Source organism: Microbacterium sp. LWH7-1.2 (genome assembly GCF_038397755.1).
Taxonomy (GTDB): Bacteria; Actinomycetota; Actinomycetes; order Actinomycetales; family Microbacteriaceae; genus Microbacterium.
In genome coordinates this window covers 2697186-2720571 of the sequence record NZ_CP151637.1, presented here as the reverse complement: position 1 = coordinate 2720571, position 23386 = coordinate 2697186, and the positions used below count along the sequence as shown (strand labels likewise).

19 protein-coding genes are annotated in these 23386 nt (G+C 69.6%); 10 read left to right on the top strand and 9 right to left on the bottom strand.

Features of this window, described 5'->3' with window-relative positions; translation table 11 throughout:
• Window positions 1-74: 74 nt before the first annotated feature.
• The gene (locus tag MRBLWH7_RS12550) at window positions 75-1238 is read left to right on the top strand and encodes an acyl-CoA dehydrogenase family protein (RefSeq protein ID WP_341994946.1); all 1164 of its coding nucleotides are present in this window, start codon (window positions 75-77) and stop codon (window positions 1236-1238) included.
• 624 nt (window positions 1239-1862) lie between these two features.
• Here MRBLWH7_RS12550 and MRBLWH7_RS12545 read toward each other — a convergent pair.
• The 5 genes from MRBLWH7_RS12545 to MRBLWH7_RS12525 form a co-directional block, all read right to left on the bottom strand.
• Window positions 1863-2426, bottom strand: coding sequence for an ECF transporter S component (locus MRBLWH7_RS12545; protein WP_341994945.1), 564 nt, complete (start codon window positions 2424-2426; stop codon window positions 1863-1865).
• A 53-nt stretch (window positions 2427-2479) separates the two neighbouring features.
• Window positions 2480-3352, bottom strand: a complete 873-nt coding sequence (locus MRBLWH7_RS12540; RefSeq protein WP_341994943.1) for a siderophore-interacting protein — start codon at window positions 3350-3352, stop codon at window positions 2480-2482.
• Between the two features lie 31 nt (window positions 3353-3383).
• On the bottom strand, window positions 3384-4232 hold the full coding sequence (locus MRBLWH7_RS12535) for an energy-coupling factor transporter transmembrane component T (RefSeq protein WP_341994941.1): 849 nt from the start codon (window positions 4230-4232) through the stop codon (window positions 3384-3386).
• The gene (locus MRBLWH7_RS12530) at window positions 4229-6205 is read right to left on the bottom strand and encodes an ATP-binding cassette domain-containing protein (protein WP_341994939.1); all 1977 of its coding nucleotides are present in this window, start codon (window positions 6203-6205) and stop codon (window positions 4229-4231) included. Before MRBLWH7_RS12530 ends, MRBLWH7_RS12535 begins: the two co-directional genes overlap by 4 nt.
• A gap of 73 nt (window positions 6206-6278) precedes the next feature.
• Complete coding sequence (locus tag MRBLWH7_RS12525) at window positions 6279-6830, bottom strand: ECF transporter S component (protein ID WP_341994937.1); 552 nt, start codon at window positions 6828-6830, stop codon at window positions 6279-6281.
• Between the two features lie 140 nt (window positions 6831-6970).
• Here MRBLWH7_RS12525 and MRBLWH7_RS12520 point away from each other — a divergent pair, with 140 nt between their 5' ends.
• Window positions 6971-9991 (top strand): S8 family serine peptidase, encoded by a 3021-nt coding sequence (locus MRBLWH7_RS12520; protein ID WP_341994935.1) that lies wholly within the window; start codon window positions 6971-6973, stop codon window positions 9989-9991.
• Window positions 9992-10105: 114 nt separating this feature from the next.
• Here MRBLWH7_RS12520 and MRBLWH7_RS12515 read toward each other — a convergent pair whose 3' ends face one another.
• Both MRBLWH7_RS12515 and MRBLWH7_RS12510 read right to left on the bottom strand, forming a co-directional pair.
• Window positions 10106-11092, bottom strand: coding sequence for a pirin family protein (locus MRBLWH7_RS12515; RefSeq protein ID WP_341994933.1), 987 nt, complete (start codon window positions 11090-11092; stop codon window positions 10106-10108).
• A gap of 14 nt (window positions 11093-11106) precedes the next feature.
• A complete protein-coding gene (locus MRBLWH7_RS12510; protein WP_341994931.1) occupies window positions 11107-11427 on the bottom strand; it encodes a GNAT family N-acetyltransferase in 321 nt (106 codons plus the stop codon).
• Between the two features lie 202 nt (window positions 11428-11629).
• On the opposite strand from MRBLWH7_RS12510, the gene MRBLWH7_RS12505 reads away from it, so the two are divergent.
• Window positions 11630-12487, top strand: a complete 858-nt coding sequence (locus MRBLWH7_RS12505) for an SGNH/GDSL hydrolase family protein (RefSeq protein ID WP_341994929.1) — start codon at window positions 11630-11632, stop codon at window positions 12485-12487.
• A 163-nt stretch (window positions 12488-12650) separates the two neighbouring features.
• Entirely contained in the window at window positions 12651-15200 is a 2550-nt protein-coding gene (locus MRBLWH7_RS12500) for a DUF3516 domain-containing protein (protein ID WP_342002037.1), read from the top strand.
• Between the two features lie 37 nt (window positions 15201-15237).
• Here MRBLWH7_RS12500 and MRBLWH7_RS12495 read toward each other — a convergent pair whose 3' ends face one another.
• Complete coding sequence (locus MRBLWH7_RS12495; protein ID WP_341994927.1) at window positions 15238-16116, bottom strand: SDR family oxidoreductase; 879 nt, start codon at window positions 16114-16116, stop codon at window positions 15238-15240.
• Window positions 16117-16297: 181 nt separating this feature from the next.
• Between MRBLWH7_RS12495 and MRBLWH7_RS12490 the strand changes: the two genes are divergently transcribed.
• Entirely contained in the window at window positions 16298-16834 is a 537-nt protein-coding gene (locus MRBLWH7_RS12490) for a DUF1697 domain-containing protein (protein WP_341994925.1), read from the top strand.
• 9 nt (window positions 16835-16843) lie between these two features.
• On the opposite strand, the gene MRBLWH7_RS12485 is transcribed toward MRBLWH7_RS12490, so the two are convergent.
• On the bottom strand, window positions 16844-17653 hold the full coding sequence (locus tag MRBLWH7_RS12485; RefSeq protein ID WP_341994923.1) for a DeoR/GlpR family DNA-binding transcription regulator: 810 nt from the start codon (window positions 17651-17653) through the stop codon (window positions 16844-16846).
• A gap of 225 nt (window positions 17654-17878) precedes the next feature.
• Here MRBLWH7_RS12485 and MRBLWH7_RS12480 point away from each other — a divergent pair, with 225 nt between their 5' ends.
• From MRBLWH7_RS12480 to MRBLWH7_RS12460, 5 genes are all read left to right on the top strand, one after another.
• Window positions 17879-19171, top strand: a complete 1293-nt coding sequence (locus MRBLWH7_RS12480; RefSeq protein WP_341994921.1) for a sugar ABC transporter substrate-binding protein — start codon at window positions 17879-17881, stop codon at window positions 19169-19171.
• 80 nt (window positions 19172-19251) lie between these two features.
• A complete protein-coding gene (locus MRBLWH7_RS12475) occupies window positions 19252-20184 on the top strand; it encodes a sugar ABC transporter permease (RefSeq protein WP_341994919.1) in 933 nt (310 codons plus the stop codon).
• Window position 20185: 1 nt separating this feature from the next.
• Window positions 20186-21031 (top strand): carbohydrate ABC transporter permease, encoded by an 846-nt coding sequence (locus tag MRBLWH7_RS12470; RefSeq protein ID WP_341994918.1) that lies wholly within the window; start codon window positions 20186-20188, stop codon window positions 21029-21031.
• Window positions 21032-21071: 40 nt separating this feature from the next.
• Window positions 21072-21935, top strand: coding sequence for a ketose-bisphosphate aldolase (locus tag MRBLWH7_RS12465; RefSeq protein ID WP_341994916.1), 864 nt, complete (start codon window positions 21072-21074; stop codon window positions 21933-21935).
• Window positions 21936-21963: 28 nt separating this feature from the next.
• Window positions 21964-23229 (top strand): ADP-dependent glucokinase/phosphofructokinase, encoded by a 1266-nt coding sequence (locus MRBLWH7_RS12460; protein ID WP_341994915.1) that lies wholly within the window; start codon window positions 21964-21966, stop codon window positions 23227-23229.
• Window positions 23230-23386: the final 157 nt, after the last annotated feature.

Genomic DNA, 23386 nt, shown 5'->3' with positions numbered 1-23386 from the left:
TACCATATGTTGTGAGATGCAATTTCATCGGGGTGCGTCTCCACACAGACTCGAGGACGAGAGGAAGGCGCATCATGGAGCGCGAGATCTACGACGAGGACCACGAGGCGTTCCGCGACGTCGTCAAGGAGTTCGTCAAGCGCTACGCGTCGGACGAGAAGCGCAAGCAGTGGGACGCCGACGGCGAGATCGACCGCGCGACCATGCTCGCCGCGGGCGAGGCCGGCGTCATCGGCCTGTCGGTCCCCGAGGAGTTCGGCGGCGCGGGCATGCTGCAGGACTACCGCTTCCGCTCGATCGTGCTCGAGGAGACCATCGGCGCGGGCCTCGGCTCGCTCGCCGGTGCACTCGGCATCCAGGACGACCTCGCCGTGCCGTACATCGTGCACATGGGCACGCAGGAGCAGAAGGAGAAGTGGCTTCCCGGCATGGCGACCGGCGAGATCCTCGGCGCGCTCGCGATGACCGAGCCGGGCGCGGGCAGCGACCTGCGCGGCATCAAGACGACCGCGAAGCGGGTCGAAGGCGGGTACATCGTCAACGGCGCGAAGACCTTCATTTCCTCGGGCAAGACCGCCGACATGGTCGTGACGTTCGTGAAGACCGGCGAGGGCAACCGCCCCGACGCGTTCAGCCTGCTGATCCTCGAGGACGGCATGCAGGGCTTCGACCACGGCAAGAAGCTCGAGAAGATGGGCTTCCACGGCTGGGACACCGCCGAGCTGTCGTTCACCGACGTCTTCGTGCCGGAGGAGAACCTCATCGGCGGCAAGGAGGGCCTCGGCTTCGTCCAGCTCATGATGAACCTGCCGCTCGAGCGCCTGTCGATCGGCGTCGCCGCGGCGGCGGCCGGTGAGGCGGCGTTCGTCTGGACGCGCGACTACGTGCTCAGCCGCGAGGCGTTCGGCGAGCGAATCGCCGACTTCCAGAACACCCGCTTCAAGCTCGCCGACATGGCCACGACTGTCGACGTGATGTGGGCCTACGTGGACCGCGCGATGATGCTGTACAAGGACGAGAAGCTCACCGCCGAAGAGGCCGCGAAGGTCAAGTTCTGGACGACCGACCGCGAAGCCGAGCTCATCGACGTCGGCGTGCAGCTGCACGGCGGCTACGGCTACATCACCGAGTACCCGATCGCCCGCGCCTACCTCGACGCCCGCGTGCACCGCATCTACGGCGGCACAAACGAGATCATGCGCGACATCGTGTCTCGCCAGATCGTCGGCAAGCGCTGACCCGTACTCGATAACGGATGCCGCGACCCGGCGCCTCCTCGAAGGCGCCGGGCCGCGGCATCCGTCTCTCGTCGCCGAGCGATTCGTCACCGTTGCACGTGGGCGGTGCGCCCGGATTCGGCGAGTCGCCAAGAAACGGGGCGAGGCTCGGGAATCTTGGCGAGTCGCCAAAACCGCTGCACGGGGGCGGTGCGCCCGGATTCGGCGAGTCGCCAGGAAACGCGGCGAGGCTCGGGAATCTTGGCGATTCGCCAGAACCGGAGCGCGTGGGCGGTGCGCCCGGATTCGGCGAGTCGCCAGGAAACGGGGCGAGGCTCGGGAATCTTGGCGAGTCGCCAGAACCGCTGCACGGGGGCGGAGCGTCCGGATTCGGCGAGTCGCCAGGAAACGCGGCGAGGCTCGGGAATCTTGGCGAGTCGCCAGAACCGGGGCGCGTGGGCGGTGCGCCCGGATTCGGCGAGTCGCCAGGAAACGCGGCGAGGCTCGGGAATCTTGGCGAGTCGCCAGAACCGCTGCGCGTGGGCGGTGCGCCCGGATTCGGCGAGTCGCCAGGAAACGCGGTCAGCGCCGTGCGTCTTGGCGAGTCGCCAAAACCGGGGCGCGTGGGCGGGGGAGCTCCCGGGGTCAGTGCTGGCCGGCGGGACCGGCGCCGCGGCCGAGGCCGCGCGCTGCCAGGCCGCGGCGGCGCGCGAGCTTCGCGACGCCCGCCTTGCGGAGGCGGTCGGCCACGAGGATGCCGAGCGCGACACCCGCGACGCAGCTCGCGATCGTGAGGGCGAAGAACGTCGCCAGCACCCACGGCTGCATCGCCCAGAGGTTGAAGGACTCGGCGGCGAGCACGGGGTAGATCGCTCCGACGAACACGGCTCCGGCGTAGTACTGCCATGTGCGCCACGACCGGTACAGGGTCACGAGGAACGCCAGCTCGGCGAAGAACGCCCACCAGATCGCCGCGCCGAGGAACGGGAACACCACGAGCCCCGAGATCACGCCCACCAGGATGCCGGCGAACGGCCGCTCGAGCAGGCGCAGGGCGACGGTCGCGGGCAGCAGCCACAGCCCGGCGATGGCGACCGAGACGAACGGCACGGTGGCGAACAGCACGGTCGAGATCCAGCCGGCGCCCCACAGCATCACGCCGCCGGCGACGCCGATCGCGGCGCACGTCAGCAGGTACGCGGTCGTCACGCGACCACGGGTGCTCCGTGGCGGGGTGGGCGCGGCGGGCGCGGCGGGCCCGCTCACGAGTGGGCCTCCGCCGTCGCGCGCTGGGACTTCGGAGCCGGCGACGCGGCTCCGACGCGCCAGTAGCCGCAGAAGCTCACGTGGTCCTTGGAGACGCCGCGCTCGCCGACCAGGTGGCGGCGACCCTCGGTCGCGAGGGCCTGCTCGCCGACGACGTACGCGTGGAACGCAGCATCCGGAATCGAGGCGTCTCGGAGCGCCTGCAGCGCCAGGGTTCCGGGCTTGACGTCGGAGTCGCGGACGATCCAGCGCACGGCGACGCCCGTGGGGTGCGGGAAGTCGAGGGCGTCTTCGGCCGAGGGCACCTCGACGATCGCGAGTCCGGTGGCGTGCGACGGCAGCGAGGCGCAGATGCCGGCGATCGCGGGGAGGCCCGTCTCGTCGGAGACGAGCACGACCCGGTCGGTGCCGCGGTCGGGGTTGAAGGTGAGCCCCTCGTCGATCACGACGACGCTCTCGCCCGCCTGGCACGACTCCGCCCACCGCGAGGCCGGGCCGGCCGTGCCGTCGGCCGCGGAGCCGTGGATCACGAAGTCCACGTCGAGCTCGGCGCCCGAGGTGGTCGTCGCGGGACGGAACGCTCGGACGGTGTAGTTGCGCATGACGGGCCGCACGCCGTCGGGGATGCGGAGGTACTTCAGGTACCCGAACATCTTGTTCGCCTTCGCGGGCAGGCGCTCGAGGCCCTCGTCGCCGCCCAGCGGGAGGAACAGGCGCAACCACTGGTCGTAGCCCATCGCCCGGAACCGGTCGATCTCACCGCCGCCGAGCGTCACGCGCATCCAGTGCGGCGACAAGCGCTCGGTGCGCAGCACCGTGAGGTGCACGAGTCCCTGTGTCGCTGGCTTGACGAGTCGGGGGTGAGCCATGTCGGTGCTCCTGTCGGGAGGGTGAAGGGGGTCAGAGGCCCCACGGGAAGAAGACGGCGAACATTGCGGCCGACACCAGCCAGAACGCGAGGACGAACACGGTGTCGCGCGCGCGCCACGGCACGAGGTATCGCTCAGTGCGGTCGGGGTGGGCGCCGAACGCGCGGGCGTCCATCGCGAGGGCGACGCGCTCGGCGTGGCGGATCGCGCCGGCCATGAGCGGGACGACGTACCCGAACCAGCGGGCGATCGCGGCGAGCGGTCCGCGGCCACCGTGAGCGCCACGGACCCGGTGTGCCTGCCGGATCACGTCGAGCTCGTGCCCGAAACGCGGAACGAAGCGGAACGCCGCGAGCGCCGTGTACCCGATGCGGTAGGGGACGCGCAGCTGCTGCACGGCCGCGCGCACGAGGTCGGGACCGGTGGTCGAGAGGCCGGCGATGAGCGTGAGGGCGAGGATCGCGGCGAGGCGCAGCCCCGTCGCGAAGCCGACCTCGAGGGCGGCGCCGTACATCGTCCAGCCGCCGATCTGCCACACCACGACGGACTGATCGACGCGCGACGCATCGGTCCAGAGGGCGAACCCGAAGCCGATCACCAGCGCGCTCAGCGGCAGCGCCAGGAACAGGATCGCCGCGAGACGTCGGGTGAACGACGCCCCCACCAGCAGCACGACGTACGCGAGCGCGAGGAAGGCCGCCGGGGTCGCGGCATCCCGGACGAACACGAGCAGCACCATCGCGGGCAGCGGGGCGGCGAGCTTCGCGAGCGGGTTCATCCCGTAGAGGAAGCGGACGGCGGATGCCTCGACCCGCCGCGCGTACGGATCGAACGTCGAGTGCGCGGCCGTCGCCGCGGTGAGAGGGCCGGTGTCGGTCACGCGGCACCTCCCGTGGTGTGCGGGGTGGCAATGGGTGCCGCATCTGTGCCTGAGGCCGTGCCGTTCTCAGGACGGACGGACCTGAGCGGAGGGATGTGCCCGGTTTCGACCGGATTCGGGGCGTCGGTCCTGAGAACGGTATGAGGAGTGGGCGTATCAGGGCGGGGGAGGTCGGCGAGGCGGGCGACGCGGGCGAGCCCGGGGTGGTTGCGAACCCCCTGGAGCGCGCGGCGGAGCGGCGGCGGGCGCAAGCCTGCGCGCGCGATGAGCGCGTCGTCGGCGAAGACGTCGGCGGTCGGGCCCTCGGCGAGCACGCGGCCGTCGGCGAGCACGACCGTGCGGTCGGCGTAGTCGGTGACGAGCTGCATGTCGTGCGTGACGACGACGATCGTGGTGCCTTCGGCGTTGAGCTCCGAGAGGAGGGAGAGCAGCTCGTCGGCGCGGGCGCGGTCCTGGCCGAAGGTCGGCTCGTCGAGCACCAGCACCGGAGCTCCGGCCACGAGCGCTGTGCCGACTGAGAGGCGGCGCTTCTGCCCGCCCGACAGCAGGAACGGGTGGCTGCCGGCCTTCGCCGCAAGACCGAACCGCTCGAGCAGAGCCTCGGTGCGGCCTCGCACCTCTTCGTCGGAGAGATGGCGGCCGCGCAGGCCGTGCGCGATCTCGTCGAAGACGGTGTGCGCGATGAACTGGTGCTCGGGGTTCTGGAAGACGAACCCGATCCGGGAGCCGAGGGTACGGGCGTCGGCGCGGCCGACGTCGAGCCCGCCGACGTGCACGGTGTCCTTGGGTGGGGAGACGACTCCCGCGAGAGCCTGGATGAGGCTCGTCTTGCCCGCGCCGTTCGCCCCGACGATGGCGACGAAGGAGCCGCGGGGGATGTCGAGGTCGATGCCGTGGAGCACTTCGGTGCGCCCGCGGCGAAGGGTGAGGTTCCGGACGGTGATGAGCGGTGACTCGGTGCCACCACCTTTTGCGGATCCGGAATTCGGAGAATCGCCGACTCTCCGGAGAGCTGGGAACGCAGCATCCGGAGACGGCGCGATTCTCCGAATTCCGGATTCAGCGGCGAGGGGCGCGCGTGCACTCGCGGCGGGCGCGGCCGCGGGCGCAGGCTCCGCGTCGAGCGCAGCGCGCAGCTCGTCGGGCGTCAGCGGCAGCGGGTCGAGCGCGAACCCGGCGCGGCGGAGCCGCAGGGCGGCGATCGTCGACACCGGCAGCCACACGCCCATCGCGTGCAGGTCCTCGGCGCGCCCGCGCAGCACATGGTCCACCGTGCCGTCGGCGGCGAGGAACCCGTCATGGTCGAGCACGACGACCCGGTCGACGAATCCGACGGCGGCGTCGAGGTTGTGCTCCACGAGGAGGATGGCGCGGTCGCCGGCGGCGACGAGCTCGGCCAACGCCGCGTAGACCTCCTCGATCCCGGCGGGGTCGAGATTCGCGGTCGGCTCGTCGAGGACGAGGAGGGGCGAGCCCATCGCGAGGGCGCAGGCGATCGCGAGCCGCTGGCGTCCGCCGCCCGACAGGCGATCGGGGTTCTCACGCCGGCGCTCCCACAGGCCTACTCGCCGCAGCGCCTCCTCGGCGCGGGCGAGCACCTCGGGCACCGGCATCCGCAGGTTCTCGGGTCCGAACGCCACCTCGTCGAGGAGCGTGCCGGTCACGAGCTGCGCGTCGGGGTCCTGGAAGACCATGCCGACGCGCGTGCTGAGCTCGGCGACCGGCGTCGCCTGCGTGTCGAGCCCGTCCACCTCGACCGCCCCCGTCACCGTCGCCGGCACGACCTGCGGCAGCAGCCCGTTGAGCGCGAGCGTCAGCGTCGACTTGCCCGATCCGCTCGGCCCGAGCAGCAGCACGACCTCGCCCGGGGCGATGTCGAACGACACGGATGCCGGCGCCGGCGTGGTCTCGCCGTCGTGGGTGACGCCGAGCTCGCGCACGCGCAGCAGCGGCACGGCAGAGGACACGGGCATCCGATCGTCGAGGGAAACTTAGCCTTCCCTAACCTACCGGCCGACCCGGTGGCGGCGAAACGGCACCGCGGAATCAGCGCTGACTGCGCCGGGCGACCCCCGCGCGGCGCAGTGCCGAGCCGATCGCGAGGCCGACGGCCGTCCAGGCGACAGGCCCGATGACGAACAGCGCGACGTAGACGATCTGGCCCCAGAGCGGGAAGCGCGTCACATCGGCCGCGAACCAGATGGCGGCCGCGATCACCGCGCCCACGATCACCGCCGAGAGGAAGAAGCGCCACGCCTCCCAGCGCTTGTAGCGCGCGGTCGCGGCGATGAGCTCTTGCAGCCCGCCGATGAGGAGGGCGGTGCCGATGTAGCGGCCGATCCAGAGCGGTACGACGGCACTCGCGACCAGCGCCGCGACCATGTGGGTGATGAGCGCGACCCACGGGCGTCGGAGCAGTTCCTGTGCGACGACCCCGGGCAGGACGTGGACACCGAGCACGAGCCCGTAGAGGATCGGCGCGCCGGCCGAGACGAAACCGCTGATCGCCCCTGCGCCGGCCTGCAGAACGCCGGTCGCGACGCCGATGGCGGCGCAGGTGAGCAGAACGCTCGTCGAAATCCGAGTGCGGGCAGCCACATGCCCAGCGTACTGGGATGGGGTCACGCGATTCTCACTGAATCCTCATTAACCGAGATTCACCTGGCAGTTACGTTTGAGTTCGCTGCGCCCCGACGATCTGGTGCGGCGACTCCCCCACAAATCAATGGAGGCCATACATGGGTCGATCCTCCGTCAGAGCAGCCGCGGTCGTCACACTCGCCGCACTGTTCACGGGCACCGCCACCGCCAGTTTCGGCAGCGTCCCGGAGGAGGTGAACACCCCGACCCCCATCAACGCCGAGGACGGCCAGTACATCGTCCTCCTCAAGGACGCGCCCCTCGCCACCTACGAGGGCGGCACGAACGGCATTCAGCGGACGAAGCCCGACAAAGGCAAGCAGCTGGACGCGGACTCCGCGAACTCGAAGAAGTACCTCGCGCACCTCAAGAAGCAGCAGGCGGATGTCGCGGCCGGGGCCGGCGTCACACCCACGCAGTCGTACGGCGTCACGGTCAACGGCTTCAGCGCGACGCTGACGGCGAAGCAGGTCGCCCAGCTGGACGGCGACAAGAGTGTGCTCGGCGTCTTCCCCGACGAGATCTACCACCCGACGGCAGCCGTCCCCTCGACGGAGTTTCTGGGCCTCGGCTCGAACACGACGGGCACCGGCGGCATCTGGGATGCGGTCGGCGGCGTGAGCGAGGCCGGCAAGGGTATCGTGGTCGGCGTTATCGACACGGGAATCGCCCCCGAGAACCCCTCCTTCGCGGGCGACGCGCTCAAGAAGAAGGGCGTCGCAGGCGTCCCGTACACGGTCAACGGCGACACTGTCGTCTTCGACAAGGCGGACGGGGGTCAGTTCAAGAGCCCCATCACGATCGCCCAGAGCTGGGACAAGCGCCACTACAACACCAAGCTCATCGGAGCGCAGTACTTCTCCGAGGGTGCCGCCGCGGCGGGCTTCGACTTCAGTTACGACTTCCTCTCGCCGCGCGACGGCGACGGCCACGGCTCGCACACCGCGAGCACCGCGGCCGGCAACTTCGGTGTGGACGCGTCGGTCGAGGGCATCGGGTTCGGCAAGGTCTCGGGCGTCGCCCCGGCGGCCAAGGTGGCGGCCTACAAGGCCTGCTACGTCGGCCCCGACGACCTCGTCACGACCGACGACATCTGCGCGGGCAGCGACCTGATCGCGGCCATCGACACGGCCGTCGCGAACGGCGTCGACGTCATCAACTACTCGATCGGCGGCGGCTCGGCCTCCACCGTCCTGAGCGCCGACGACTACTCGTTCCTGGGCGCGGCGGCGGCGGGCGTCTTCGTCGCGGTGAGCGCCGGCAACGACGGACCCGGCGCGTCGACCGCCGACCACGGCTCGCCGTGGTACACGACGGTCGCGGCGTCCACCATCCCGACCTACGAGGGCACGGTCAAGCTGCGGAACGGCTTCCAGGCGGTCGGTGCCTCGGTGACGGTTCCGTTCGGCGAGGAGCTGACGGGCCCGGTCGTGTACTCGGGTGACATCGCGAAGCCGGGCGCCGACCCCACTCAGGCCTCGCTGTGCATGCTCGGCACGCTCGACCCGGCCAAGGCCGCGGGCAAGACCGTGGTCTGCGACCGCGGCACGAACGCGCGCGTCGAGAAGTCGCAGGAGGTCAAGGCGGCGGGCGGCACGGCGATGATCCTCGTCAACGTCGTCGCGGGGTCGCTCGACAACGACTTCCACTCGGTGCCGACCGTGCACATCGACGCGCAGTATCGCGCGGCGCTGCTGGAGTACGTGCGCGCGCAGGGCGACAGCCCGACCGCGACCCTCGTGGGCGACAACGTCACCGGCAAGGTGACGCCGACGCCCCAGATCGCGGGCTTCTCGAGCCGTGGTCCGGTCCTCGCCGACGGCAGCGACGTCATCAAGCCGGATGTCTCGGCGCCGGGTGTCGCGATCCTCGCCGCGACCCACAACGGTCCCAAGGAGAAGCCCACCTTCGGCTTCAAGTCGGGAACCTCGATGTCGTCGCCGCAGGTCGCGGGCCTCGGCGCTCTGTACCTCGGTGAGGACCCGCAGGCGTCGCCCGCGAAGATCAAGTCCGCGCTCATGACCACGGCGTACGACCTGGTCGACGCCGACGGCGCGCCGGTGGCCGACACGTTCGCGCAGGGTGCGGGCCACGTCGACCCGAAGCGGTACTTCAACCCGGGTCTCGTGTACGACAACGGCATCCGCGACTGGGCCGCATACCTCGAGGGCGCTCTCGGGCAGGACTACTTCGACGGCGTCGACCCGATCGACCCGAGCGACCTGAACCTCGCCTCGATCGGCATCGGCGCGCTCGCGGGCACGCAGACGATCACGCGCACGGTGACGGCCACGACGGCCGGCACCTACACCGCGTCGGTGAACGTCCCCGGCATCGATGCGGTCGTCTCGCCGTCGACCATCGAGGTCGCCGCGGGTGCCACGGCGGAGTTCACCGTGACGTTCACGACCGCGGGCGCCGCGCTCGAGGAGTGGGCGACCGGGTTCCTCACGTGGACGGGCGCCGGCAACACCGTGCGCTCTCCCGTCGCGGTCTTCCCGGTGAGCGCCGACGCGCCTCCGACGGCGTCCGGGACGGGCGCCGAGGGCGACCTCGACATCACGGTCACGCCGGGCTTCACCGGCCAGCTACCGCTGACGGTGCTCGGTCTCGCCAAGGCCGACGTGCTCATCGACGGCACCGAGAAGACGGGTGAGGCGAACGGCGGCACGACCAACGTGCTGGTCGAGGTGCCGGAGGGCATCGACGTGGCGAAGTTCGCGCTGAACTCGTCGGTCGACACCTCGGGCACCGACCTCGACCTCACCGTCTACCGCGTGGTGAGCCCGACCGACCTGCGCTATTACCAGCGCTGGTCGTCGGCGACCGAGTCGGCCGACGAGGCCGTTCAGATCACCCAGCCCACGGTCGGGTGGTACGTCGTCTCGGCCGACGTGTACGCGTTCACCGGTCCGTTCACGTGGACGGCGACGAGCGCGCTCGTCGGAACCGACGGCGTGGGCTCGCTCACCGCCACGCCGAGCACGCTGGCCGCGCAGCAGGGCGAGCCCACCACGTACAACCTGTCGTGGTCGGGCCTCGAGCAGGGCAGCTACCTGGGTGTCGTCCGCTACGGCGACTCGCAGGTCCGCACGGTGGTCTCGGTCGACGTGCCGTAACCCACCTCAGCAAGGGGGCGTCCGGGGTTCTACCCCGGGCGCCCCTGGCTTTTCCGCGACACGGATGCTGCGGGCCGCAGCATCCGTCCACCGCAGACGTGCGCGCGGAAGGCGTTACAGGCGGCGACGGCGCCGTGTGAGGCGCACGGCCGGCATCGGAGGGGCGGGGATGCGCTCGTCGCCGTGGTCGACGACATGGCCGAAACGGTCGGAGCCGGATTCCCAGGCCTCGCGGGCCTCGACGATCTCTTCGTGGGTGCGGCCGACGAAGTTCCACCACATGACGACGTCGTCCTCGAACGGCTCGCCGCCGAGGAGGAACAGGGTCGCGCCGGAAGGGCTCGAGATCACCACGTCGTCTCGACGCGTTCCCAGGTAGAGCAGGTGCGCCGCGTCGACGACGACGTCGTCGGGTGCGTCCGCGACGACCGCGGCCGAGCCGTAGACGGCGACGAGCGCGTGCTCCCACGCCGGGTCGAGCGGCACGGTGACCGTCGAGCCGGCCGGAATCCGCAATTCGGCGCCGACGATCGGCGTGAAGACGGTGGCCGGGGACGCGACGCCGGCGAGTTCGCCGAGCACGACCGTGGCCGACCCCGCCTCACCCGCGACCGGGCGCAGCGCCAGCTCAGGCAGCACCGCGTGCTGCTCGAACGCGGGTCCGCCGTGTCGGCGCGACTCGGGAAGGGCGACCCAGAGCTGCAGCGCGTCGAGGGGCGCGGCATCCTCTCCCACGGAGTACTCGGAGTGCGAGATGCCCGCGCCGCTCGTCATGAGGTTGAGGGCGCCGCGACGCACGACGACGTCGCTGCCGACGGAGTCGCGATGGCGCACGTCGCCGAGATATGGCCACGTGACCGTCTGAAGGCCGATGTGCGGGTGGGGCTCGACGCGCATGCGCGTCTCCTGCGGTCCGAACCGGTCGAGGAAGCACCACGCGCCGACGAGCGGCAGCTCGCGCTGCGGCAGCGCGCGGTGCACCGACATCGCGCGGACGCCGCCGAGCGGCACCTCGCGGGCCTCGAGCAGCAGCGTGCGCGGGCCGGCGCACTCCACCGCGGACTCGGTGGCGACCGCGTCGTCGGCGTCCAGTCGGGTCACGTCAGCGGCTCCGATCACTCCGGGTGCGGCTGATCGGGCCACTCGACGGTGAGCCCGGGCACATCGTGCGTGCGCAAGTACTTCGCCACCACGGGGCAGTGCGGCACGACAGTCTCGCCTCGGCGCGCAGCATCCGCCATCGCCTCCGACACGACGATCTGCGCGAGGCCGCGACCGCGGAAGGCCGGGTCGACCTCGGTGTGCGGAAAGCGCAGGCGCCCCTGTGGGTCGATGCGGAAAACGGTGAAGCCGGCGAGCACGTCGTCGACGTGCACCTCATAGCGGCGATCCTCATCGTTGCGGGTCACGATGATCTGCGTCTGCGTCTCGGTCACGTCAATCCTTCCGTCGTCCTTCTCAACGTACGTGGCCGCCGTGCGATTCCGCCATTGCGCGCACACGCGAACCTCTGGCGGGAAGGATGCGGCGGGTCTATCGTCGGCGTCATCCGCGGCGTCCGTGCGGGCGAGGAGCACGGCCATTCAGCCGCGGGTCGATTCGGGGGAGTCGATCCGGTCAAGGATTCGAAGGGGAATCATGAAACGACGCATCCTCGCCGCGTTGGCGGCAGTGGCACTCGGACTCGGCCTGACAGGTGCCGGGGCGGCGAGCGCGACCGCCGCGCCGCCGCCGTCGGTGGCGAAATACGTGGCTCTCGGCGACTCCATCGCGGCGGGCCAGGGCGGTGGTGTTCCCCTGGACTTCTGTGCGCGCACCGACGGAGGCTATGCCGCCCAGCTCGACGACGTGCCGAGGATCAATCTGCTCCGCAACGCCGCCTGCACCGGGGCGACGATCGACGACACGTGGGCCCAGCTGTCGCAGGTGAACCGCGGCACCACACTCGTGACGCTCACCGTGGGCGCGAACGACCTCGGTCTCGATACCGTGTACGCGCAGTGCGCGACGGTTCCGGAGGGCGGCGACCTCAACGCCTGCCTGGCGGCGGTCCAGGGAGTCATAGAGGGCGCACCCGGCCTCATCGAGCCGCTCGCGATGCTGATCGCCGGCGTGGCGCAGCGCGCGCCGAACGCCACCATCGTCGTCACGGGGTACCCGCACCTGCTCGAGCCGGTGAATCTCGAACTGTGTCTCGAGTTCCTGAGCATCGAGGAGTGCCAAGCCCTCAACACCCTCGTCCTCGCCGTGAACACCGCGACGGACACGCTCAACGGCGCCATCCAGGCAGCCGTGGCACTCGCCCACGGGAACGGTGCGAACGTGGTCTACGCCGACGTGGTCGAGGCGTTCGCCGGGCACGGCGTGCAGCTCGTCCCGGAGGCGCCGAGCGACCCGTGGTGGGGACTCGACCCGGTGAACGACCCGGCCGGCTTCCTGCACCCGACGTACGCCGGATACACCGCCTACGCGCAGGTCATCCTGTCGAAGCTGTAGAACCGCCACGGCCGGTTCCGTCACGGCGGCCGCGCGGCCGGTGAGATCACGGATGCCGCGGGCCGCGGCATCCGTCATCGTCCGCTGTCGTGCCGCGCCCACCGGAAGCGGGAGAGCGGATGCTGCGACCTGGCAGACTCGGACGGTGACGCTTCTCGAGACGATCGCGGCGGCGGCCGCGGCATCCGGATCCGCATCAGGATCGCCGGATGCCGACGCGCTGTACGACGCATTCGTCGAATGGGCGGGCGATCGGGGCTTCGCGCTGTACCCCGCACAGGACGAGGCGGTCATCGAGATCGTGTCGGGCTCCCACGTGATCCTGTCGACGCCGACCGGCACGGGCAAGTCCCTCGTCGCCGTCGCGGCCCACGCGGCGTGTGTCGCGCGCGGCGGGCGCACCTACTACACGGCGCCGATCAAGGCACTCGTGAGCGAGAAGTTCTTCGCCCTCGTCGACATCTTCGGCGCCGCCAACGTCGGCATGGTGACGGGCGACTCGTCGGTGAACCCGGATGCCGCGATCGTGTGCTGCACGGCGGAGATCCTGGCGAACCTCGCCCTGCGCCAGGGCGCCGACGCCGCCGTCGACCAGGTCGTGATGGACGAGTTCCACTACTACGGCGACCCCGACAGAGGGTGGGCGTGGCAGGTGCCGCTGCTGCTCCTGCCGCGCGCGCAGTTCGTGCTGATGTCGGCGACGCTCGGCGACGTCGCCACGATCGCCGAGGATCTCGAGCGCCGCACGGGCCGCACCGTCTCGCGCATCACCGGGGTCGAGCGCCCGGTGCCCTTGCACTTCTCGTACGCCCGGACGCCGATCCACGAGACGGTCGAGGAGCTGCTGCAGACCGGCGAGGCGCCGGTGTACATCGTGCACTTCTCGCAGGCCGCCGCGATGGAGCGGGCGCAGGCGCTCTCGTCGATCCGGATCGTCTCCCGCGAGCAGCGGGATGCGATCGCCGAGGCGATCGGCGGCTTCCGCTTCACGACTGCGTTCGGCCGCACGCTCTCGCGCTACGTGCGCGCGGGCATCGGCGTGCACCACGCGGGCATGCTGCCGCGCTACCGGCGCCTGGTCGAGACCCTCGCACAGCGGGGACTGCTGCGTGTCATCTGCGGCACCGACACCCTGGGCGTGGGCATCAACGTGCCGATCCGCACCGTGCTCATCACGGCGCTGTCGAAGTTCGACGGCACGAAGATGCGGCAGCTCACCGCCCGCGAGTTCCACCAGGTCGCCGGCCGAGCCGGTCGCGCCGGGTACGACACCGCGGGGACCGTCGTCGTGATGGCGCCGGAGTGGGAGATCGAGAACGAGGCGGCCCTCCGCAAGGCCGGCGACGACCCCGCGAAGCGCAAGAAGATCGTCCGCAAGAAGGCGCCGACGGGCGTCGTCAACTGGGGCCTCGGATCGTACGAGCGGCTCGTCGAGGCCGAGCCCGAGCCGCTCGTGCCGCAGCTGCAGCTCACCGCCGCCATGCTCATCAACGTCATCGCCCGCGGCGGCGACGTGTTCGAGAACGTGCGGTCGCTGGTGTTCGACAACCACGAGCCGCGCGCCCGGCGCTACGAGCTCGCGCGACGCGCGATCGCGATCTTCCGCACGCTTCTCACCGCCGACGTGGTGGAGATCGATCGTTCGGGAGAGGCGGATGCCTCGGGTCGCAGCATCCGCAATCACATCCGCCTCACCGTCGACCTGCAGCCGAACTTCGCGCTCAATCAACCGCTGTCGCCGTTCGCTCTTGCCGCGATCGAACTGCTCGACCCGGACGACACGGCGGGCGCCGCCGGAACCGGGCACTACGCGCTCGACGTCGTGAGCGTGATCGAGGCGACGCTCGACGACCCGCGGCCGATCCTGTCGCAGCAGGAGTTCAAGGCGCGCGGCGAGGCGGTCGCGGCCATGAAGGCCGACGGAATCGAGTACGACGAGCGCATGGCGCTGCTGGAAGAGGTCACCTACCCGAAGCCGCTCGAGGAGCTGCTCGCGCAGTCGTACGAGGTGTTCGCGTCGAGCCAGCCGTGGGTGCGCGACTTCGAGCTGTCGCCGAAATCGGTCGTGCGCGACATGTTCGAGCGGGCACTGTCGTTCTCCGAGCTGATCTCGCTGTACCAGCTCGCCCGCAGCGAGGGACTCGTGCTGCGATATCTCTCCGACGCGTACCGTGCGGTGCGGCAGACCGTGCCCGCCGAGGCGCAGACCGACGATCTCCACGACCTGGTCGCGTGGCTCGGCGAGGTCGTGCGGCAGGTCGACTCGAGCCTGGTCGACGAATGGGAGGCGCTGATCAACCCCGTCGACGACCCGTCGGCGCCGGTGGTTCCGCCGGCACCGCCCTCGGTGCTGACGAACCGGCGCGCGTTCGGGGTGCTGGTGCGCAACGAGCTGTTCCGGCGCGTGCAGCTGGCCGCGCTCCAGCGCGACGAGGAGCTCGTCGAGCTCGACCCCGAAGTCGACTGGCCGGCCGCGCTCGACGCCTACTTCGACGACCACGACGCGATCCTGACGGGAGGTGCGGCGCGGTCGCCGCGGCTCGTGACCGTGGACGAGACGGATGCTGCGGCGTCGGGGTTCTGGCGCGTCGAGCAGACGATCGACGACCCGGCGGGCGACCACGACTGGCGCATCCGCGGCGTGGTCGACCTCGCGGCCTCGGAGGAGGAGGGCACCGCGGTCGTGAGGGTGACCGAGGTCGTGCGGCTGTAGGAGTCGGTCGCGGCCGCCCGGAATCTTCAGACGCGCGTCAGCCGAGCCCGAGGCCGCCGTTGGTCGACAGCACCTGGCCCACGACCCACGCGCCGTCGGGTGTCGCGAGCCACCCGATGAGTCGTGCGGGATCGGCGGGCTCGCCGTAGCGGCCGAAGGGCGTCGACCGCATCCACGCCTCGATCTCCTCGAGCGGCCGGTCGGTCGTCTCGGGATCGAGATAGCCGGTGTTGACGGGTCCCGGGTCGATCGTGTTGAGGATGATACCGAGGTCGAGCAGCTCTGCCGCCACCGTCTTCGTGACCCCGGCAAGCGCCGCCTTGCTCGTCGCGTAGCCCACTTCGCCGCGCATCGGGCCGTGGATCTGCCCGGACGTCATCCAGAACACGCGCCCGGTCGGCTCGGCGAACGGACCCCGCCGCTCGACGCGCTCACCGGGGCGCGAGCCCGGGTCCGGTGCGCCCGCGTGCAGCGCCGCGAACTCCCGCGTCAGCAGCACCGTCGACCGGGTGTTGGTCTGCCAGAACGCGTCGAGCCGCTCGGCCGTCATGTCGAGGATCGACCCGTCGTCGCCCGACTGCGCGTGATTGCAGACGAGGATGTCGAGCCGCCCCGTCAGCGCCTTCGCGGCTCCGATGACGAGGGGGACGGATGCTGCGTCCCGCAGGTCCGCGCTCATGTCGCCGAGCTGCGCGCCCGGCGCGAGTTCCGCGCGCAGGCCCTCGCGCACGGCGTCGAGGTCGTCGCCGCCCCACGGCAGGCGCGTATCGTGCGGGCGGTAGTGGTGGAGGAAGACGTCGGCGCCGAGGCGCGCGAACTCGGTGGCGACGGCGAAGCCGATGCCCCGCCGGCGCGAGACGCCGGTGACGAGAGCGGTCTTGCCGGCGAGCGGCAGGGACGACGGGGAGGAGAACATGCGATGCCTTTCGAGGACGCCGGCGCGCGGCATCCGTGATTCTGCGTCCGCGCGGATCCTGCGGACGGGTGGTGACGAGGACGGGTCACAGGCATTGCATGCGACGAGGCTAGCGGATCGCCGGCCCCGGAATCTGCAGCAGTCGGGCACGGGGAGCGGCGTTCTCGGGGATGATGGCGTCATGCCGACGTACGTGGCGTTCCTGCGGGCGATCAATCTCGGGGCGAACCGGAAGTTCCCGAAGGCCGACATCGTGCGCGTGGTCGAGGGAGTCGGGTTCACCGACGTCGAAACGCACATCAACACCGGCAACGTGCGCTTCACGACACCGATGCGCTCGCGGGCGAAGATCGAGAAGGCGCTCGAGGATGCCTTCGCCGCCGACCGCGGGTTCGACGTGCCGACGATGGTGTTCACGATCGACGAGTTGGCGGCGATCGCCCGTGACGCCGTCGTGCTCACTGCCGGCCGCCACGGCCTTGAGCGCCACTACGTGTACCTGCTGAAGGAAGAGCTGCCGGCCGCTGCGGTCACCCGGATCGAGGCGTTGACGACGGATGCCGGCGAGATGGTCGTGCGCGGCCGGGTCGCGCACGCGCTGCTCGGGCCGGGTTACCAGACCGGGACGGTCGATCCGCTGGGCGCCGCGAAACTCCTCGGCGTGGCGACGAACCGCAACCTCAACGTCATCACGACCCTCGCCGACAAGTGGTGCTGACGGAGACGGTCAGGGGACGAGCACCTCGACCTCGGCGGATGCCAGTGCCGCGGCGAGATCTGGGGGCGGCGGTGCGTCGGTGATGAACCAGTCAGCCCGGCCCAGATCTGCGATCTGCGCGAACAGACGGCGGCCGAGCTTGCTGGAATCGGCCAGGATCGCGACTTTCGACGCATGCGCCATCATCTCGGCCATCATCGCGGCGTCGCCCAGATTGCTGGTCGAGTAGCCGGAGGTCGACACGGCGCCCACGCCGATGATCGCGAGATCGGCCTGCACCGCGAGCTGCTCGCCACCTGGCGTCAGCTGAAAACTCACCGGCCCGGTGGTCGTCTGGGCGACGGTGCGCACCGACCCGCCGAAGACGTACAGATCGCGCAGTGCCTTCACCGGCACTTCTGCAGGGATGCGCAGGTTGTTCGTGGCGAGGGTGAGCTCGCGGTGTTCCCGCAGCGCGCGGGCGACGGCGAGTGTGGTCGTGCCGCCGTTGAGCATGAGTACCGAGCCGTCGACCACAAGCCCCGCCGCCAGCTCGGCGATCGCCTCCTTCTCCGCGGTCTGCATGCGCATGCGGACGTCCATTCCGCGATCGCTTCGCGGCGACGAGGCGACGCTCACCGCTCCCCCGTGCGTGCGGACCAGCAGCCCCTCGGCATCGAGCTGATCGAGGTCGCGGCGGATGGTGTCGATCGAGACCTTGAACTGCTCGGCGATCTCACCGACGCTCAGCTGACCCGTCGTGCCGAGCAGCTCGAGCAGAGCGGCGCGGCGGCCGGCCGGCAGATGGCGCGACCGCTCCGAGATCACATCGTTGGCCATGAGGAATTCCTAGCACATCGGTTCGCCCGGACGCGGTCGTCCGGTGCATAAAACAGCTTAAAACAGCAACTACTTCGAAATGAAGCCGCGATATCACGAAGGAGACAGCAAAGTCACGAAACCATCTCGGTCCTTGACGGCTCTTCGGTGACAGGTCTAGCATCACAACGTCGCACTAACCCGCAAAGAAATGCGTAAAGCGGCAGATACCGGAATGAGGAGAATATGAGCAACGATGCTCTCGGACGTCGCCGTGCGGCAAGGCTCGCGGCGACGGCGTTGGCGACGGTCGGTGTGCTGGCGGTCGCCGGCTGCTCGGCATCCGGCGGCGAGGGGGAGGCCGATTCGGGCGACGTGACGATCGAGTTCGCCCAGTGGTGGGAGCCCGAGCTTCCCGACGGAGCGTTCCGCGAACTGATCGACGGCTTCGAGGAGGAGAACCCGGGCATCACCGTGGAGCTGGTGAGCGGCCCGTACGCCTCCACGAAGGAGCAGCTGTTCGCCGGCGCGGCGTCCGGCACGATGCCCGACGTCGTCGGCCTCGACGGCGCGTGGGTGAACGACTTCGCCAGCCAAGGCGTCATCGCCGACCTCACCGCCCTCATGGCCGAGGCCGACTACGACGACAGCGAGCTGGCGAGCCAGATCCAGGTGGACGGCGCCACCTACATGATCCCCGTCGTCAACTTCGTCTACCCGCTCTTCACGAACGACGCCCTCCTGGCGGACGCCGGCGTCGATGCACCGCCGAGCACGCGGAGCGAGTTCGAAGACGCCGCCAAGGCGATTACGGCCGGCGGCGCCGCAGCGGGCTGGGCGCTTCCGCTGTCGCTCGAGACCCCGAACGGTGTCCAGAACGACGTGATGTCGTGGGCCTGGGCATCCGGGGGCACGATGCTCGCCGACGGACAGCCCGATGTCACGAACGACGATGTGCGCAGCGTCGTGGAATACATCCAGGGGCTGTGGGACGAAGGCGTGATCGCCGCCGGCTCCTTCACGATGAAGGAGCAGGACAAGGTCGAGGAGTTCACGAACGGGCGCGTCGGCATGATGATCGACTCGCTCTCGCACATCAACCTCATCCGCGAGACGAACCCCGACCTGCAGTTCTCGATCTCGGCGATTCCCGCCGAGGACGGCTTCGACGGGGAACGCGGCATCCCATACGCGTCGTGGGGCATCGGCGTCGCCGAGAACTCGGAGCACAAGGATGCCGCGTTCAAGCTCGTCGAGTACCTGATGAGCACCGAGGTCAACTCGGAGCTGTCGACCATCGCGAATGCTTTCCCCGGCAACGTCGATTCGACGCCTGACCTCGAAGGCAAGGACGAACTGTTCACGACGGCCTTCGAGATCTACCAGGCCGGCTATCCCGCCAACGAGTTCACCGGCCTGCCGGTCGCGGAGGAGCTGATGCGTCAGTTCGGCGAGCAATTCCAGGCGCTGCTGGACGGCCAGCAGGATGTCGACCAGATGCTCGAGGCGGTGCAGACCTCCTGGTCGGCGGAGTTCTGAGGACTCCCGGACCACTGCAGACGGGGGTGTCGCGCCGTGAACGGCCACGGCGCGGCACCCGACCAGAAATGAACTGAGCCATGCAGCCACTCATCGCACCCGACACCGAGACCCTCGTTCTCGGTCCCGACAAGGGGGGCATCCGACGTCGTCGGAGCCAGGCGCGAAAGACAGCGGAGTCCTACGGGTTCCTCGCCCCCACCCTGATCCTGCTCGTCGTCCTCATGGTCGTCCCGATCGTCATGGTCGTGGGCTACTCGTTCCAGGACAACGTCATCCTGAACAAGAGCCCCCAGTTCGTCGGGCTCGACAACTTCGTCGCCGTCGTGACGGACCCGGCTTTCCTGAACGCGATCTCGAACACCCTGATCTTCACCGTGACGAGCGTCGTCGCCCACCTCGTGCTGGGCCTGACCTTCGCCATGCTCCTCAACAGCGAACTCATCGGCCGCGTCCCCCGCGCGATCTTCCGCGCCCTCTACATCCTTCCGTGGCTGTTCACCGCGGCCGTGATCGCGGTGCTGTGGCGGATGCTCTTCGCACCGAACGGCGTCATCAACTTCCTCCTGGGCACCAACGTCGAATGGCTCGCCTCGCCCGAGCTCGCGCTCAGCTCGGTCACGTTCATCAACATCTGGGCCGGCTACCCGTTCTTCATGGTGAGTCTGCTCGCCGGCCTGCAGGGCATCCCCGCCGAGCTGAACGAAGCGGCCCGAGTCGACGGCGCCAACGGCGTCCAGCGCTTCTTCAACGTCACGATCCCGCAGCTGCGGCCGATCATCGTCAGCCTCGTCCTGCTCGACCTGATCTGGACCTCCCAGCAGTTCGCCTTGATCTGGCTGACGACGGGTGGGGGACCCATCAACGTCACGGAGATGCTCAGCACGTACACCTACAAGCTCGCGTTCTCGAAGTACGACTTCTCGCTCGCCTCCACCAGCGCCGTGCTCGTACTGCTGATGTCGATGGTGCTCGCATACTTCTACGTCCGCCACCAGAGGGCGAGGGACTGACATGACCATGGCTCTCAAGACACGGCGGCGCGCGATGCGCGTCGGCGTGGTCATCGGACTCATCCTCGGAGCGATCTTCGCGGCGGCACCCGTCCTCTGGATGCTGTCGAGCTCGTTCAAGTCGAACACCGAGATCTTCGAGCTGCCGCCTCGGCTGCTGACCGAGAAGTTGTCCTTCGACGCGTACATCGCGATCTTCACCGACCCCGAGAAGCTGCGGTTCTTCCTCAACAGCTACATCGTCGCGGGCTTCGTCACGCTGCTGACCCTCGTCGTCGCGATTCAGGCCGCCTACGCGTTCAGCCGCTTCGAGTTCCGCGGCAAGCGGCTGCTCAACATCACGATCGTGAGCGTCCAGGCCGTGCCGCCGATCACACTCCTGATCCCGTACTTCGGCCTCGTCGTGGCGCTCGGGCTGTACAACACCTATCCCGGCCTGATCTTCACTTACATGGTGTTCACGCTGCCCTACGCGATCATCATGATGACGGGGTACCTCAACACGCTGCCGCGTGAGCTCGACGAGGCGGTCCGTGTGGACGGCGCCGGCTCGTTCACCGCGCTGTGGCGAGTCCTCGTTCCCATCTCGGTGCCAGGGATCGTCTCGGTCGGGGTCTACACGTTCATGATCGCGTGGAACGAGTACCTCTTCGCTCTCACGCTGACGCGGACCGTCGACATGCGAACGGTGCCCATCGGCATCCAGCTGCTCATGGGCCAGCACTCGTACGAGTGGAACGAAATCATGGCGATGAGCATCCTCGGGTCGATTCCCGTCCTCGTTCTCTTCCTCTTCTTTCAGCGCTACTTCATCAGCGGACTGACGTCCGGGTCGGTCAAGAGCTGACGCGCGCCCCGCAGACCACCATCGAAACGGAGATACTCTCGTGCTCTACACCGGCAAGTCCATCCTCGACGTCGCCAACGCCGACAACTTCGCGATCCCGGCCTTCAACATCAGCGACTGGGCGATGTTCAACGGGGTGATGGACATCAGCGAGGAGCTGGATGCTCCGGTCATCATCGCGATCCACCCCGACGAGGTGCGGCACATCACCACCGACCTCATCCCGGCGATGCACGCCCGCGCCCACCGCTCGAGCGTCCCCGTGGCGATCCACTGGGACCACGGTGGCACCTACGAGCAGATCATCACGGCAATCCAGGCCGGTTTCACTTCGGTCATGATCGACGCCTCGCTCAAGCCGTTCGACGAGAACGTGGCCCTGACGCGAAAGGTCGTCGAGGCGGCGCACGTCGTCGGCGTCCAGGTCGAAGGCGAGCTCGGCACGATCGGGGCGAACGACAGCTACGGAGAGTCGGGCGCCGCCGAGATCATCTACACCAACGTCGACGACGCCGTCCGCTTCGTGCAGGAGACCGGCGTCGACAGCCTGGCGATCGCGATCGGGACCTCGCACGGCCTCTACCCGTCGGACAAGAACCCCGAGCTGCGTCACGACCTGCTCGAGGAGATCAAGGCGGCAGTGGGCATCCCGCTCGTCCTGCATGGCGGCTCGGGCAACCCCGACAGCGAACTGAGCCGTGCGGTCTCGCTCGGCATCAACAAGATCAACATCTCGAGCGACATCAAGGTGGCGTACCACAACCGCATGCGCGAGATTCTCGGCACCGACGAGCGCCTGCGCGAGCCGAACGCCATCCAGCCCGAGCCGATCGCCGCACTGAAGGTCACGGCGGCCGAGAAGATCCGTCTCTTCGGCGCCGACGGCAAGGCGCCGCTGTACTGACCGGCCTCGACCGCGGAAGGATCGGAGCGTGAGCTCAGGGATCGTGCTCGGGCTCGGCGGCACCGTCGACTACGAGATCGAATGGGATGCCGCCGTCCTCGAGGAGGCTGCGCGCGTCTACGGCGTCACGGCATCAGAGCTCGACACCGCAGTGGCCGTGGTCGACGAGCGGAGCCTCGTCGTCTCGGTGCTGTCGTTCCTGCGCGAAGGGCGCGGCGGTGAGCGTTTCGTCGCCACGCCCGCGGCGCTCGAGGAGTTCTCGGCGCGCTTCCGCTACGCCTCGACCCTCGGAGGGACCTGCGTGCGCGCCGCGCTCGCGATGGCCAGGCTCGGTGTGCCGAGCACGGTCCATCTCGTCAGCATCGACGACACCGTGCGGCGCCAACTTCCCCCGGAGGTCTCGTATCTCAACAGCGCCACGAGGGATTCCACGGAACCGCACGTGATCGTGCAGTACCCGGCGGGTGCCGCGGTGGAGCTCCCCGACGCGCTGATCGTCGCGCCCCATCCCAACCGGCTCATCTACGTGAACGACCTGCCCAACCGGGAGCTCGTGCTCGCGCCGCAGCTCGGCGACCTCGTCGCGGAGGCACGGGCGTTCCTCGCGTCGGGCTTCAACACGATTCAGGATCGAGCGATCCTCGAGGACCGCCTGGGGCGGGTCGCCGGGGCGATCGCGCGCATGGCCGCCGGTGGGGTGGCATTGTTCGAAGACGCCGGGTCGCACGATGCGGCGCACGGGCTGCGGGTGCGCGATGCGATGGCAGCCGTCGTCGACGTGTACGGGCTCAACGAGGATGAGCTCTTCGGCTACCTCGGCGGCGCGTTCGACCTGCTCGATCCCGACGCCGTCGAGGATGCCCTGCGGGCTGCGTCCGAGCTCATCCCCGCGCCGATCCTGGTGGTGCATACGAAGCACTGGGCCGTCGCTGTCGGCGACGACGCGGAACGATGGGGGAGTGCTCTTGACGGCGGCGTGACGATGGCGGGCACCCGCTTCCGGGTCGGCGACGCACTCACCGCGGCGGATTACGCGGCCACCCGCCTGCTGCCTCGGCAGGAGCGCGCGGCGCGCTTCGCGGTCGAACTCGAGCAGCGATTCTCGGGCCAGGCGGTCTGCATACCGGCATACAAGCTCGATGTCGCCGCTCCGACCACGATCGGGCTCGGCGACAGCTTCGTCGGCGGCTTCATCGCGGGGATGATGTCGTCGGATGCTGTGGACTCAGGCCCCGCGGCCGGACGGCGGGTCGCGGCATCCGTCGAACGAATCGCGAAAGGCGCGCGGTCGTGACCATCTCCGATCTTCCCTCCAACCGCCCTGCGGACCGCTTCTACCGGGGTGGCCGCCGCATCACGGACTTCCGCGGGGAGGAGGAGGGCGGGGAGTACGAGCCGGAGGACTGGGTCGCATCGGCGACCCCTGTTCGCGGAGAAGCGCCGGCGGGGCA

Bases quoted from the DNA above. Each gene is read 5' to 3' on its own strand.
- MRBLWH7_RS12485 (WP_341994923.1), bottom strand. From the start codon at position 17,653: ATGGCCAACGATGTGATCTCGGAGCGGTCGCGCCATCTGCCGGCCGGC.
- MRBLWH7_RS12520 (WP_341994935.1), top strand. From the start codon at position 6,971: ATGGGTCGATCCTCCGTCAGAGCAGCCGCGGTCGTCACACTCGCCGCA.
- MRBLWH7_RS12490 (WP_341994925.1), top strand. From the start codon at position 16,298: ATGCCGACGTACGTGGCGTTCCTGCGGGCGATCAATCTCGGGGCGAAC.
- MRBLWH7_RS12475 (WP_341994919.1), top strand. From the start codon at position 19,252: ATGCAGCCACTCATCGCACCCGACACCGAGACCCTCGTTCTCGGTCCC.
- MRBLWH7_RS12540 (WP_341994943.1), bottom strand. From the start codon at position 3,352: ATGGCTCACCCCCGACTCGTCAAGCCAGCGACACAGGGACTCGTGCAC.
- MRBLWH7_RS12495 (WP_341994927.1), bottom strand. From the start codon at position 16,116: ATGTTCTCCTCCCCGTCGTCCCTGCCGCTCGCCGGCAAGACCGCTCTC.
- MRBLWH7_RS12550 (WP_341994946.1), top strand. From the start codon at position 75: ATGGAGCGCGAGATCTACGACGAGGACCACGAGGCGTTCCGCGACGTC.
- MRBLWH7_RS12530 (WP_341994939.1), bottom strand. From the start codon at position 6,205: ATGCCCGTGTCCTCTGCCGTGCCGCTGCTGCGCGTGCGCGAGCTCGGC.
- MRBLWH7_RS12480 (WP_341994921.1), top strand. From the start codon at position 17,879: ATGAGCAACGATGCTCTCGGACGTCGCCGTGCGGCAAGGCTCGCGGCG.
- MRBLWH7_RS12470 (WP_341994918.1), top strand. From the start codon at position 20,186: ATGACCATGGCTCTCAAGACACGGCGGCGCGCGATGCGCGTCGGCGTG.
- MRBLWH7_RS12505 (WP_341994929.1), top strand. From the start codon at position 11,630: ATGAAACGACGCATCCTCGCCGCGTTGGCGGCAGTGGCACTCGGACTC.